Origin of the sequence: Clostridium sp. AM46-21 (assembly GCF_003480025.1) — a bacterium.
GTDB classification, from domain to species: Bacteria; Bacillota; Clostridia; order Lachnospirales; family Lachnospiraceae; genus Coprococcus; species Coprococcus ammoniilyticus.
In genome coordinates, this window is sequence record NZ_QUIB01000005.1 from 14,863 (window position 1) to 28,571 (window position 13,709).

Below are 13,709 nucleotides of genomic sequence, written 5' to 3' on the forward strand. Positions count from 1 at the left end.
CACATGACAGAATTTGAAATAGACGTTACATACAACATGATCTGCCGACCGGGGCAGGTCGTGCGGATCCATACAAAAGAAACCACCAGTGGGCGGAATTTTATCATGACATGGAAGAAATGGACCATTGTGGAGGTTTACGATCATCACATAGTGATGAAGAGTGAATACGGCTACCGGGAGAGCTTCACCAGAATAGATATTGTTGAGATGATCAGGAGAGGAGAGATTCGATGGAAATAGTACCAGTACAGGATAAGAGCTGTGAGACATGCAAATACCAGAGCAGATATAAAACAGATGAACCATGCGCACACTGTACCAAGAATGCGACGGATAACTATGAGCCAATGACAAACGGAGATTATATCCGGTCGCTCAGTGATGCAGATCTTGCGCAGATTGTAATGTGCCCGAATGAGATAGGGTTTGATGAAGTAGAATGCCACAAGCATGATAAGTTTTGCCAGGAATGTACATTGAACTGGCTTATGGCAGAAAGAGAGGTTGAGGTGGATGAAAATATATGAATATAAGGGCAAGCATTATAGTGAAGAAGACACGTCTCTTTATGATGAGGATTATGGTGGAGATTTATATGATCTGTATTGGGAATTAAAGCAGGATGGTGAATGTGATGAGGATACGGTTTATTATGCACAACCTGATGGAGAAAATAACTATTCAAGTCCAGAAGAATTGATTGAATCAGAGTTTTCGGACTTAGTAATTGATGAGGAGGAGAGTGACGATGATGAAAGATAGGTATTTATTCAAGGCAAAGAGAGTTGATAATGGAGAATGGGTTACAGGATATTATGTAAAAGGTTTAGATATGTATGACAAAGAAGTTCATCTAATATTTGAACCTGCCACAATATTTTATTCTAATGGCGAAACAGATGGGTGGAACGAAATAGACCCGCCCACAATCTGCCAATGCACAGGCTTAAAAGATAAGAATGGTAATCTTATTTGGGAGAATGATATTGTAAAAGATTTCTTCAGTGATGCGTGCGCACCAATTAGATATGGCAGTTATCAAAACTGTTTTGATAGCACAAAAGCAGAGCATATCGGATTTTATGTAGATTGGTCGGGAAAGTATACTAAATATTACAGAAAAGATTTTGGTTATTGGATTCATATGGTTGATATAGAAGTTATTGGCAACATATTTGACAATCCAGAATTATTAGAAAGTGAGGAATAATATGACAGAGCGTGAAGCTATCGAAGAACTAAAATATGATTGCAATGAACTTGGTAAAGCAATTCCATGTGATACTTCATGGGGAAGTTCTTTTGAAAATGCTTATGGAATGGCAATACAGGCACTTGAAAAACTTGCAGAGTATGAGGACTTAGAGAAGCATGGCAGACTTATCAAGTTACCTTGCAAGGTGGGGGATACAGTATGGGATATTGACTATGGCATACCTTTTGCATGTACAATAACAGCCTTTTCATTTGGTGAATGTGAAGAATACATTTGTGAACCTGTTACAACAAAAGAAGTCGTATTCTATTATGCAAAATCGAGTGGAAGTATCACAGGAAGTTTTGCAGAAAGTGCAATCGGTGAGTCGGTATTCTTGAACAAATCCGAAGCAGAAGCAAAACTGAAAGAATTGAGAGGTGGAGAAGATGAATGATAAGCAGAGCAATCTAACAGTCAAAGAAGAGGAAGATTTACAGAGTGTGAGAACAATAAATATAAATAAGGCTAAGGTCGATAGCTTAGAAATAATTGTACGAACGATAGATGATAAGCCTTATTATGAATTGAAGTACAGACTGGTTGGTGAAAAAGACTATTCTATTGGATATAGTTCTTACGATTTAAAAATTGTATTAGGTTGCATTGATAAATATTTTAAAATTGTGAAAAGCGATAAGCAGACCAATGCAGACAGAATAAGGAATATGTCGGATGAAGAGTTGGCGAGTGTACTATTTAGTGGTTGTATTGATTCTATGAATTTGGAAAAGTGCCCTTGTGTTAGTGAAAGTGAACTCGATAACGATAAAATTAGAAAAATGTGTAAAAAATGCACACTTGAATGGCTTCAATCAGAAGCGGAATAGGAGAAAACATGGCTAAGTCGGATAGAAAGTTACATGAGGCAAGAATGGCTGGTGCAATATGGATCATGAAGCTGATCGAGGATAAGGGCATGGAAGAGGCTAAGAAAGAGCTTGCAGCAAGGAGAGCCATGTTCATTCCGTTAGAGATCAACCAGGCACAACTGGAAGAATCAGTTGAGAAGATCAAGATGAATACGATCGATACTGTGCTGATCATGTCCTGTATGGTGTTGAGAGATGAGTTTGGATTTGGACAGAAAAGGATCAAACAGTTCTTTGACCGATTCAATTTGAAGACAGAGTGTATATGTGATGGAGATGTGATCTGGGATGATTTCATAGATGCACTGAGGGAAGAAACCGGAATAGAGTTCTCCATCAGAGAAAATAAGTAAGTGAGGTGATAAGATAGTGAATATAGCGAAAGAGTACCTGAAACAGGTCGAAACGCTTGATACGAAAATACAGCAGAAGAAGATAGAATTAGATAGCCTTAAGGACAATGCAATAGGCTTGGGAGCATTTGACTATTCCAAGGAGAAAGTACAGACAAGCGCATCTGAATCATTGAGCGTGAAAGTAGCGAAGTATGTTGATTTTGAGAGAGAGCTGCAGGAGGATAATGCCAGATTTGCGGAACTCAAGCATAGAGTGATCAATCAGATCCACAGTTTGAACAATCCTATCTACATGAAGATTCTGTTTAAGAAGTATATAGAGTACAAGTCATTAAAGGATATAGCATCTGAAATAAAGTATTCATATGACAGGACAAAACATATTCATGGAGTTGCTCTTGAGGCATTTCGGATAAAGATTTTGAAAAGTTGACACCAAATAGCACCATTTAGCACCGAATAGCACCTAGCAACTGTGATATACTGTAGTGGTAAAATTATATAGTATTGATTCATAAGGGACATAGCCGTTGCCATAGGTTGTGTCCCTTTCCTTTATGCCCAGTGGTTATACAAACCCTCTCCCACCCCTTTAATGTGAATGATAATCTCTTGCCACTGGGCTATTTTGTTTGAGGTGTGATATGAGTGAGATTAAAAGGTTTGAGGTCGTGAGGCCTGAATATAGTTTTGAATACATACATCCTGTACTTGGTAGATTGGCATTACCGATAGCCATGATAAAGGTGATGGTTAAGTGCACTAAGATATACAAACTTCAGCCGACTATAAAGTTGGGTGTGAAAGTAAAGAGTGTATGTAAACCGCTGTACAAGATTGTGATCCCGAAGAGAGTGAGAAAGAAACAGAAGTAATAGAAAGAAGGTGTGACATTATGGCTAAACTGACAGCTAAACAGCAGAGATTCTGTGATGAATACCTGATTGACCTTAATGCCACACAGGCGGCTATAAGGGCGGGATACTCAAAGAAAACAGCATATAAGGCAAGTGATTGGCTGAATGAAAAAAGCCAAGAAAAACCAAGTTCAAAATTTAATAGAGCTATGAGGGAGTACATAGACAATAGACTGGCCGAGAAAGAAAAAGCCTTAATTGCCGATCAGGACGAAGTCCTTAAGTATCTCACTTCTGTGATGCGTGGTGAAAGCGTATCAACTGAGATAGTTGTTGAGGGCACTGGTGATGGGTGCTCAGAAGCAAGGGCAATGGAGAAAGAACCATCGGAGAAAGAACGCTTGAAAGCTGCAGAGCTTTTAGGTAAGAGATATGGTCTGTATACCGAGAAGGTGGAGGCTGATGTAGATGCGGATCTCAACATTAACATCGACTATGGCAATGATGACGATGCCGGCGGTGATGCTGATTGAATATTAATATAAAAGCAAATCCGGGGTTCAAGGAAGTAGACCGGAGCAAGAAGCGATATATCGTGATGAAAGGCTCTGCAGGATCAGGGAAGAGTGTTGATACGGCACAGAATTACATATTGAGGCTAATGCAGGACAAAGGCAGAAACCTTGTTGCAATGCGGAAATCTGATATAACAAACAGAGATAGTACATTCGCTGAACTGACCGGATCTCTTTATAAGATATTTGGAGATAAGGTCGATAATTATTGGAAAATCAATAGAAGTCCGTTGAGCCTTACATGTAAACATAACGGAAACCAGATTATATTCCGTGGCATGAACGACGATAGACAGCGTGAAAAGTTGAAGTCAATCACATTTCCACGGGGTAAACTTACGGATGTATGGCTTGAAGAAGCCACTGAATTTACGCTGGCAGACCTAGAGATAATAGATGACAGATTGCGTGGAGAATTGCCACAAGGGCAGTTCTACCAGATAAGAATGACCTTCAATCCAGTGAACAAAAACCACTGGATAAAGAAGGTCTTTTTTGATAGATACGATCCTGATGTGTTGACACATCACAGCACATATTTGGGGAATCGCTTCATAGATGCGGCATATCACCGCCGTATGGAGCGCAGGAAAGAAGTTGATCCTGAGGGATATCAGATATATGGACTTGGAGAATGGGGTGAGATAGGCGGTCTCATTCTGCACAACTGGGAAGTTGCAGAGGTATCTCAGAATCTTAATGATTATGATGATATAGCAATAGGCCAAGACTTTGGATTTAATCATGCCAATGCCATCCTTCTCCTTGGTATTAAGGATGACAACATATACATCATAGATGAGATATATGAGCATGAGAAAGAAACAGCGGAGATCATACCGCTGGCAATTAAGCATGCTATCCCAACTAATAAGATTATGTGGTGTGATAGTGCAGAACCGGACAGAATAAAGGCCTGGAAGGGGGCTGGATATAGAGCCAAGGGGGTTAACAAAGGTGGTTCAAATGGATCTGTAAAAGCACAGATAGACTGGCTGAAAGGTGTGACAGATAAAAGCCACACAGTACGCAGAAGGATATATGTAGCCCCTCATTGTGTAAACACGATCAAGGAGTTGCAACAGTGGAAATGGAAAAAAGATGAAAAGACAGGCGAATATCTTGATGAGCCTGTACCGGTAATGGACGATGCAATGGCAGCTCTTAGGTACGGCATTGAGGGATGGCGCAAGTCTCGTTCATGGCTGATATAGATTAACATGAAGGAGATGGAAAAGGTGTTAACCACTGATGAAATAAAGGTATTGATTGATAATGACAAAACATCAGACAAGAAGCAGTTTGCCAGAACAGGCGAACGCTACTATGACGGAGATCACGATATAAACAAGTATAGATTGTTTTACTACAATGCAGATGGCAAGTTAGTAGAAGATCTAACACGGAGCAATGTGAGGATATCGCATCCGTTCTTTACGGAGCTTGTTGATCAGTGTACTCAGTATGTGCTGTCTGGTGATCGGTTTGTTGTAGCAGATGATCAGAAGCTACAGACCTATATGGATAACTATTTTAACAACAATGATAGCTTTATATCTGAACTATCAGATTGTATCACAGATAGTCAGGTAAAGGGCTGGGCATATATGTATGCGTACAAAAATGCAAAAGATAAGATGGCATTTGCGGCGGCTGATGCGCTGGATGTAATAGAAGTCAGAGAAAAGGATGCGGACGATGGATGCAAATATACGATATATCATTACATTGAACGTATCGACAAGGGCAGAAAGATAATAAAACGCATACAGGTATGGGATGAAAAAGAAACATGGTTCTATACTCAGGTTGATGGTGGAGATATACAGCTTGATGAATCAAAGCTAAATCCAAGACCGCATGTATTATATACACAAGGAGATAAGAAAGATGCTACTTACTTTGATGGATTTGGGTATATTCCATTTATCCGGCTGGACAACAACAAGAAGCAGTTCTCAAGCCTTAAGCCTGTTAAGCCCCTCATAGATGACTATGATTTGATGGCATCAAGCCTGTCAAACAATCTCATTGACTTTGATTCCCCAATCTATGCAATAAAAGGATTTGAGGGAGACAATCTTGATGAGCTTCAGACAAACCTTAAGACAAAGAAGCTTATAGGTGTAGGTGAGAATGGAGATGTGGATGTCAAGACTGTTGATGTCCCATATCAGGCAAGACAGGCGAAGCTTGATCATGACGAGAAGAACATATACCGGTTTGGTATGGGGCTAAACACCGCCGGGCTTAAAGATACATCAGCAACTACGAATATAGCAATTAAAGCGGCCTATTCACTTCTGGATCTGAAAGCAAAAAAGATAGAGAAAAATCTCAAGAAGATGCTGCGTAAGCTGGTTGAGATAGTCGTAGATGAGATTAACAATGCGGATGGAACCGCCTATCAGGTTGAGGATGTCCGGTTTGAGTTTACCCATGAGATTATGAGTAATGCGCAGGAAAATGCACAGATCAAGCTGACAGAAGCACAAACCAGACAGGCAGAGATTAATACGATCTTGAGCGTTGCAAATGTGCTTGATGATGAGACTGTAGTTAAGGCTATTTGCGATTGGTTAGATATTGACTATGAGGAGATAAAAGACAAGTTACCGGCAAAGGAAGAAGACGATACGAAAAAAGCGCAGGATCTGTTGAAAGAGGTAAATGTAGAGACTGGTGGTGAAGAATAAAGATGGAGAATATTACATATTGCAAAATAGATAGCAATTTGAGAAAGATTACACTTCCGGAAAATGAGAAGATACTCGGAGTATATCATGATAAAAATGTGACAAGAAAGCATTTTAAAATGCCGAGATATTATCAGGATAATGACATGTCTGAGTTCAGCATAAAGGTCAATTATGTGAATGAGGACAAGGAAACAGATTGTTATGCCGTTGATGATATGCTCTCAACTGAAGATTACATTACATTTTCGTGGCTTGTAGGTGCTACAGCTTGCAGAGTCCCAGGCATGGTTGGCTTCGTGATCTGCTTTACAAAGATTGATGAGGAATCGAATATAACGCAGGAGTATAATACAGAGCTTTCAGTTTGTAGAGTCCTTGACGGCTGCGAACTTGGAAAGGCAATAGACAGTGAACAGGAGAAAGACATCATTGCACAGTTTGTGAAATATTTGATTAAGGTCGATTCTACTTTGTCCATATCCGGTGAAGCGGCAGATGCAAAGGTCGTTGGTGATTGGTTGAAAAAGATAGAAGAAACGGAAGAAAATCTAAAAAAATCTGTCAGTGATGGCAAGACATTGCTTGCGGAGGCTATCACTGAAAAAGGAATTGATACCGCAAGCGGTGATTCGTTTGCTACGATGGCTGAGAATGTTAGGAAGATCCAGACAACCGGTTATGGTGTGAGCGGTTATATTGATACAACAATAGAAACAAGTGGTGGAATATTTGCAATTTACGGATTGTATACCGTTGAAGAACAGGAGGCGAGTTAATGAGTATCTTAGGGTACAAGATTATAAATCTGTATAAAGTAAAAACAGCAATTGGATCAAGTGCAGAAGAATATGAGGCTGATATAACAGACGAGAAGATGCAGGAGATTGCTACAGCATTGGGCTGTAATTTACAGATCATGACAAGCGGTAGCAAATGGTTGTTGTACAAAGGCACAAATACGGATAATGGTTGGTTGTGCCAAATCGTGTCAAATTATTTTGAAGTAAGGCGATACTTGAATGGTCAAGTAACGACAAGTTCAACCACAGGCACTAATTTACAGTGCCGTGTACAATTTACGGTATCGACACAAGTTAAAAAATTGGTGTTGCGTTACTCAAAAGGTAAAAACGGAGCTACCATTTTTGAGTTTACAAATTATGAAAATGTAAATCTGGCATATTGCATCGCAGATGCATCTGTCATTGGAACAGATGAAAAGATAAGTGTATATGGATATATTTCAGCCGGAACTTATATGCTCTCATTGTCAGATAGCACATCAGTAACTTACAATTTAAGTAATGTGTATGGATTTGCTGATAATCTCGTATTAATGGGGGCGATCGCATTAAAGGATAAGAATGCAATTATCGATGGTCTGTACAGATGTGACATCAATAAAAATACGGATGATCACTATGTATTTGGGTTGGATAATAAAAAATATATGGCGAGTGACGGCGGAGCACACATGAAGTGGGCAATCGAGCTTGATGATTCAATGTTAGAGTAATATGAACAAGAGACAGAAAGAAGTAATCGAGGAACAACTACATAACGAGGGAAAAACTATTGCCAGTCTGAAGCATACATATAAGCAGGCATTGAAAGACTGTGAGCAGAAGATCAGAGAGTTGTCTGCAAGAACTGACATGGAGAATTTGCAGAGCATCATATACCAGAAACAATATCAGGAGGCTTTGAAAGCACAACTTGAAGGTGCTCTAAGCAACTTGCAGTCTAACTCATATGCAACTGTGTCTGACTATCTGACAAAGTGCTATAGAGACGGATACACAGGTGTCATGTATGACCTGCAGCAGACAGGTATTCCGATCATCATGCCGATAGATCAGGCGGCAGTTGTGAGAGCTATTCAGACGGACAGCAAGCTCAGTAAGTCACTCTACGACAAAATGGGCGAGGATATGACATATCTTAAGAAAGCGGTCAGAGCAGAGGTATCAAGAGGCATAGCCAATGGATCAACATGGAATGAAGTAGCTGGTAAGCTCTCAAGACATATGGCAAATACTCCGTTCCAAAAGGCTTATAACAACTCTATCCGAATTGCAAGAACGGAAGGACATCGTATACAGGTACAGTCAGCACTGGATGCTCAGATGGTTGCAAAGAGTAAAGGTGCGGATATTGTGAAGCAGTGGGATTCCACTCTTGATGGCAATACAAGAGATCTGCATAGACTGCTTGATGGACAGATTCGTGAAATAGATGAACCTTTTGAAGCTGGTGGTATACAGGTAGATGCTCCTGGGATGTTTGGAGATCCGGCAGAGGATTGTAATTGCCGGTGCTGCTTATTGCAGAGAGCAAGGTGGGCGCTGGATGATGATGAGCTTCAGCGATTGAAAGATCGAGCGGAATACTTTGGTCTGGATAAGACTTCTGACTTTGAGGAATACAAAGAGAAGTATTTGAAAGTGATTGATGAAATAAATCCTACAAATGTAAATGGAGAAATAATACAGTTTGACTGGAAGGATAAAAATCAATTACGTGAAAAACAGCAGGAAATTATATCAGACCTGTCAAATGAGTACAGGACAAGGCTTCAGAAAGTTACGACAGGGGCAAAACAGTCAGCTGGTAATGTTGATATGTCAGGTGCAGTGATGAGATTATCGGATTCACATGTTAACACTGCTGTTCATGAATTTGCACATACGCTTGCAAATAGTGCAGCAGATAAGTACGGCCTTACTAATGATGCAGATTTTTGGAAAGAAATAAAAAAAATACAAAGAGAATATCACAGAGATGTTGATAAAACATCAGATACATCAAGATGGATCAGTTCATATGAACATAGTAGTAGAAGTGTTGACGAATTTTTTGCCGAGGCATTTACACAGGCAAAAATGTTTAAACTTAAATTGGAATTACCTCCCAAATATGGTGCTGATTTGACATATTCAAACAAGGTATTGGAAGTCATTGATAAGTATTTCAATAAAAAATCTGTTGCAAATGTGGATACAAGTGCTAAAATGATAACAGGTGCAAGAATATTGGACCCTGATAGTAAAGAGGCTACGGCATTTGCTAAAATGTACTATCGTGAAATAAAATCATTTAGTACAGATTGCAAACATATAGCAAATAATATAGGAAAAACGGAAACGGAAATACAGAGCATAAAAGATTATTTATTTAATAATGATTCTTTTGAACCTGATTGCGCTATTGCACAATCATGGCAAAGACTTATGAGTGGTAAGGATATTAAGGATCATGATAAAGTATTAATCGAGCATGAATTGTATGAGATGAAGTTGAAGAAAGAAAATAAAAATATGAGCCATACTGAGGCTCATGCTATTGCTACCAGAAAATACGATTATCAAAAGGGAGTTGATGAATATTATGGTAACCTTGGAAAAAATAAAAAAGACGAATAATATAATATCAGCGGAGTATTTCCCGGAAGATAGTAAGCAGGATGTTGGAACATTTATTTATGATATAGAAAAACATGAAGTTATCGAGCATAAATACTGTCAAAAAGATAGCAAAGCTAATTTGAAGACATATTTTAATAAAGCTATAAAGGCTATTGAAAAATGTATTGAGAATGATAGTTATCCTGAAACAGTAGAATATATGTGGTATTAAAAGCACTCCGCATTAGCAGAGTGCTTTTTTCATGCAATTAAATAATTAGTAATTCAGACCATGATAAAAACATGGTCTTTTTTTATGCCCAAAAAATCGGCTTAAGGCGGTAAAACTGTGACGATAAAATAACTCCGGCAAGAGTGATAACTGCCATGTGTGGCTACGATTAAAGCCAAGAAAGGATGGAACAATGGAATTAAAGGAACTGTTAGGAGAAGAATTGTACAAACAGGTACAGGCAAAGATTGACGAGAAGAACAGCGCAGAGACGGATAAACTCAAGCATGTAAGATATACAGATCTGTCCGAGGGCAAGTACGTCAGCAAAGAGAAGTATGATTCCGAGCTTGAAAAACTCAATGGACTGATCACCGGCAAAGACACGGAGATTGGCAATGCAAATAAGCTCATTGAGGAACTGAAAAAAGCATCTAAAGGCGATGAAGGGATGCAGCAGAAGATTTCTACTTATGAAGTTGAAAATACAAGACTGCAGCAGGAACTTGAGGAAACGAGAGTTAATTCAGCTATTAAGGTTGCGTTATTATCTGCTCATGTAAGTGATGTTGATTATGTTGCTTACAAATTAAAGGCAAACCTGAAAGAAAAGAATACGGAGCTTAAACTGGACGATGATGGCAACATCAAAGGATGGGATAGCATGCTTACAGATCTCAAGACACAGCTTCCGAACCAGTTTGAAAGTGCTGGAAGTAACCAGAAGAACATCCTTGAAAACCAGCTTCAGAAGGGTGATCCGAGCGCAAATAACAGCGAACCGAAAACTCTTGCAGAGGCATTAAACAGCAGTATGAAAATGCAAATAATAACCAGTAAAGAAAGGAATGGTGAAAACTATGGCAATGACATTAGAAGAACTTAAGAAAGGTATGAGTGACAAGGTATTTTCACAGATTGTGGATATCTTTCTTAGACAGTCAACAGTATTACAGTCACTGACATTTGATGACTGTGTATCAGCATCAGGCGGTGGCTCAACAATGAAGTATAAGTATCTCAGAAAGGTACTTCCAGCTACAGCGGAGTTTAGAAAGATAGGCGGTTCTTATACTGCATCGGCAGCTACAAAGCAGGAGTGCGAAGCAAATCTTGCGATCATGGGCGGAGCAGTTCAGATGGACAGAGTGCTCAACAAGGTTGCTGGTAACTTTGACAACATGGCATATCAGATCGAGGAACATATCAAGGCAATCGTGTCTTTATTCCACTACACGCTGATTAATGGAGATGCAACCACAACAGCATCTGGTGATCATCCGGAGTTTCAGGGCCTTGATTCTATGATCGCCGGAACAACGACAGAGTACGGCACAGACAAGGCTATTGATCTTTCATCTATCACTTCACTCAAAGCAAACGCTGATGAGTTCTATGAGGCTCTGAGTCTCCTTATCAAGACTACAGATGCTGATGCAGTGCTTACAAACACAGAGATGATCACAAAGATTCAGACTGTAGCACGTATCCTTGGATACAGGACAGAGAGTGAGGAAGCATTCGGAAAGCGTATTACTACGATTGATGGAGTGAAGCTTATCGATATGCAGAATCATTACACAGTATCAAGCGGATCGGCTGTTGCAAATTCTGTTGTTAAGAAAGGCCTTAAGAGAAAACTTGGATCTGAACAGACAGAAACAACAGGTCTTACAGATATCTATGCAGTCAAGTTTGATGTAAACGATGGATTCCACGGAATCAGCCTGAATGGTGGTTCAGTTATTGATCAGTATCTGCCTGATTTCAGTAAGCCTGGAACAGTGAAGGATGCTGAAGTAGAGATGATCGCAGCTACAGTTCTGAAGAATACACAGCATGCAGGTGCGCTTCGTAATATCAAGATTGCGTAAGTTAGAAAGGATAGGTGAGATAGGATATGGCAGCAGTAAAGGAATCAAAATGGATTGTATCAGTAAATGGAAATCCATCATATTGCGGAATCGGTGCCGGTGGTGTGCAGTTTGCAAACGGCAAAGCAGAGATCACATCTAAGCGTATGGCAGACTGGTTCATGGAGCATGATGGTTATACAGTTACAGCACAGTAAGGTGGTGGTCATATGATCATGACTGTTGATGAACTGAAAGAGTATGTTGATACTGGTACAGTAAAGGATAAGGTGCTTGAAGCAAAGCTTCAGGCACTGGAACTCCTGATCAGAAAATATACAAATAATAACTTTCAGGATAGAAACAGGCGGTTTATTGCACCGGTGGACGTTGCTACAGGTTTCCAGTATGCGTCTGATTTGTTCAAGGCTGGTGACACTGTACAGGTATCAGAATCACACTACAATGATGGCTTGTACACCATCAAAGCTGTGGATATGGACAATGGACATATAGAGGCGAATGAGGAGCTTGTAAGCGAACCGGTCGCCATGGTGACAAAGATAGTATATCCGATGGATATCAAGCTTGGAGTAGCCAACATGCTTTCATGGGACCTGAACAACCGGGATAAGGTTGGTGTACAGTCCGAGACCATAAGTAGGCATTCTGTGACCTATTTCAACATGGATGGCGACAATTCCCTCATGGGATATCCAAAGTCGCTTCTTGGCTTTTTAAGGCCATATATGAAAGCGAGGTTTTGAATATGAGAGGAATAGGTGGAAATGCAGTTGCTGATATACAGATCAAGAGCATAACCAGAAACGAGATAGGTGAACAGGAAGTTGCATGGGTGTCAGAAGATACCTTGACCGGCTGGCTTGACCTCTCGGGCGGTGACAGTAAGTACACAACATACAATGCCAAGGTGCAGGAATCCACGCATATGTTCGTGGCTGATTATAAACAGCTCAGTGATATGATCAAGACTGAGAATAGCCGCATGGTGATTGACGGCAGAGTATATGACATCATGGTTATTGATGATCCTATGGGCATGCATGAGCAGCTTGAGATATATCTGAAATATACAGGAGGTCAGTAATGGGAAATGTGGAGTTCACAGACAACAGAATAAAGGTTGAGGCGGCTCTGAATGATTCGATTGTAGCCTTCTTGTACGAAGCTGCTGTAGAGGTTGAGGCTCAGACCAAGATAGCACAGACAAGAGTTGATACAGGTCACACCAAAGGCGAATGGACTCACTATGTCGATGAAGATAAGGGCGAGGCTGTAATTGGAAATCCTAGGGAGAATGCTATCTGGGAAGAATACGGCACAGGCGAATATGCTTTGAAAAAGAATGGTCGTAAAGGCGGATGGTGGGCTCCTGTGGGACCTGATGGAATGAGCTTAAAACAAGCTAGCAAATTCAGTAAGGTAAAAAAGGATAAGGCAGGAAATATAGTAGCTGTTTTTACCTATGGTAAGAAACCTCTCAGACCTTTACAGAAAGCCTTTGACAAGACCAAGAGCAAGATCATCAAGCGACTTGGCTCTATTCTCAATCAGACGTTCAGTGAGTAAGGTGGTGATGACG

Annotated in this window: 22 protein-coding genes; all 22 read left to right on the forward strand. The window is 40.1% G+C overall.

The annotated features are described in order from the left end of the window. Window positions 1-3 precede the first annotated feature (3 nt). Complete coding sequence (locus tag DW959_RS04320; protein WP_118615492.1) at window positions 4-243, forward strand: hypothetical protein; 240 nt, start codon at window positions 4-6, stop codon at window positions 241-243. After that, window positions 234-530, forward strand: coding sequence for a hypothetical protein (locus DW959_RS04325; RefSeq protein ID WP_118615494.1), 297 nt, complete (start codon window positions 234-236; stop codon window positions 528-530). The genes DW959_RS04320 and DW959_RS04325 overlap by 10 nt, the downstream gene beginning before the upstream one ends. Continuing rightward, window positions 517-765 (forward strand): hypothetical protein, encoded by a 249-nt coding sequence (locus DW959_RS04330; RefSeq protein WP_118615496.1) that lies wholly within the window; start codon window positions 517-519, stop codon window positions 763-765. The genes DW959_RS04325 and DW959_RS04330 overlap by 14 nt, the downstream gene beginning before the upstream one ends. Continuing rightward, entirely contained in the window at window positions 752-1,213 is a 462-nt protein-coding gene (locus tag DW959_RS04335) for a YopX family protein (protein WP_243023334.1), read from the forward strand. The genes DW959_RS04330 and DW959_RS04335 overlap by 14 nt, the downstream gene beginning before the upstream one ends. A gap of 1 nt (window position 1,214) precedes the next feature. Then, window positions 1,215-1,655: a hypothetical protein gene (locus DW959_RS04340; RefSeq protein ID WP_118615498.1), complete on the forward strand. Its 441-nt coding sequence runs from the start codon at window positions 1,215-1,217 to the stop codon at window positions 1,653-1,655. Further along, window positions 1,648-2,088: a hypothetical protein gene (locus DW959_RS04345; protein ID WP_118615500.1), complete on the forward strand. Its 441-nt coding sequence runs from the start codon at window positions 1,648-1,650 to the stop codon at window positions 2,086-2,088. Before DW959_RS04340 ends, DW959_RS04345 begins: the two co-directional genes overlap by 8 nt. An 8-nt stretch (window positions 2,089-2,096) precedes the next feature. Next, the gene (locus DW959_RS04350) at window positions 2,097-2,483 is read left to right on the forward strand and encodes a hypothetical protein (protein ID WP_118615502.1); all 387 of its coding nucleotides are present in this window, start codon (window positions 2,097-2,099) and stop codon (window positions 2,481-2,483) included. A gap of 16 nt (window positions 2,484-2,499) precedes the next feature. Continuing rightward, a complete protein-coding gene (locus tag DW959_RS04355) occupies window positions 2,500-2,919 on the forward strand; it encodes a hypothetical protein (RefSeq protein ID WP_118615504.1) in 420 nt (139 codons plus the stop codon). A 211-nt stretch (window positions 2,920-3,130) separates the two neighbouring features. After that, window positions 3,131-3,361 (forward strand): hypothetical protein, encoded by a 231-nt coding sequence (locus DW959_RS04360; protein WP_118483552.1) that lies wholly within the window; start codon window positions 3,131-3,133, stop codon window positions 3,359-3,361. A gap of 20 nt (window positions 3,362-3,381) precedes the next feature. Further along, entirely contained in the window at window positions 3,382-3,876 is a 495-nt protein-coding gene (locus DW959_RS04365; protein ID WP_226801075.1) for a terminase small subunit, read from the forward strand. Continuing rightward, on the forward strand, window positions 3,873-5,132 hold the full coding sequence (locus DW959_RS04370; RefSeq protein ID WP_118615506.1) for a PBSX family phage terminase large subunit: 1,260 nt from the start codon (window positions 3,873-3,875) through the stop codon (window positions 5,130-5,132). The genes DW959_RS04365 and DW959_RS04370 overlap by 4 nt, the downstream gene beginning before the upstream one ends. 24 nt (window positions 5,133-5,156) lie before the next feature. Next, window positions 5,157-6,614, forward strand: coding sequence for a phage portal protein (locus DW959_RS04375; RefSeq protein ID WP_182430055.1), 1,458 nt, complete (start codon window positions 5,157-5,159; stop codon window positions 6,612-6,614). A gap of 2 nt (window positions 6,615-6,616) precedes the next feature. After that, complete coding sequence (locus tag DW959_RS04380; protein ID WP_118483546.1) at window positions 6,617-7,393, forward strand: hypothetical protein; 777 nt, start codon at window positions 6,617-6,619, stop codon at window positions 7,391-7,393. Then, the gene (locus DW959_RS04385; RefSeq protein WP_118615510.1) at window positions 7,393-8,133 is read left to right on the forward strand and encodes a hypothetical protein; all 741 of its coding nucleotides are present in this window, start codon (window positions 7,393-7,395) and stop codon (window positions 8,131-8,133) included. The genes DW959_RS04380 and DW959_RS04385 overlap by 1 nt, the downstream gene beginning before the upstream one ends. A gap of 1 nt (window position 8,134) precedes the next feature. Next, complete coding sequence (locus DW959_RS04390) at window positions 8,135-10,039, forward strand: phage minor head protein (RefSeq protein WP_118615512.1); 1,905 nt, start codon at window positions 8,135-8,137, stop codon at window positions 10,037-10,039. After that, on the forward strand, window positions 10,005-10,253 hold the full coding sequence (locus DW959_RS04395) for a hypothetical protein (RefSeq protein ID WP_118483540.1): 249 nt from the start codon (window positions 10,005-10,007) through the stop codon (window positions 10,251-10,253). Before DW959_RS04390 ends, DW959_RS04395 begins: the two co-directional genes overlap by 35 nt. A gap of 193 nt (window positions 10,254-10,446) precedes the next feature. Further along, window positions 10,447-11,139, forward strand: coding sequence for a phage scaffolding protein (locus DW959_RS04400; RefSeq protein ID WP_118615514.1), 693 nt, complete (start codon window positions 10,447-10,449; stop codon window positions 11,137-11,139). Then, window positions 11,114-12,127 carry a major capsid protein gene (locus DW959_RS04405; protein ID WP_118483536.1) on the forward strand — a complete coding sequence of 338 codons (1,014 nt, stop codon included), beginning with the start codon at window positions 11,114-11,116 and terminating at the stop codon, window positions 12,125-12,127. Before DW959_RS04400 ends, DW959_RS04405 begins: the two co-directional genes overlap by 26 nt. A 26-nt stretch (window positions 12,128-12,153) precedes the next feature. Next, a complete protein-coding gene (locus tag DW959_RS14120; RefSeq protein ID WP_173783895.1) occupies window positions 12,154-12,324 on the forward strand; it encodes a hypothetical protein in 171 nt (56 codons plus the stop codon). Between the two features lie 12 nt (window positions 12,325-12,336). Further along, window positions 12,337-12,873: a hypothetical protein gene (locus DW959_RS04410; protein ID WP_118615516.1), complete on the forward strand. Its 537-nt coding sequence runs from the start codon at window positions 12,337-12,339 to the stop codon at window positions 12,871-12,873. Between the two features lie 2 nt (window positions 12,874-12,875). After that, window positions 12,876-13,214 (forward strand): head-tail adaptor protein, encoded by a 339-nt coding sequence (locus tag DW959_RS04415; protein ID WP_118615518.1) that lies wholly within the window; start codon window positions 12,876-12,878, stop codon window positions 13,212-13,214. Beyond that, window positions 13,214-13,696, forward strand: a complete 483-nt coding sequence (locus DW959_RS04420) for a hypothetical protein (protein ID WP_118615520.1) — start codon at window positions 13,214-13,216, stop codon at window positions 13,694-13,696. Before DW959_RS04415 ends, DW959_RS04420 begins: the two co-directional genes overlap by 1 nt. The last annotated feature ends 13 nt before the right edge of the window (window positions 13,697-13,709 follow it).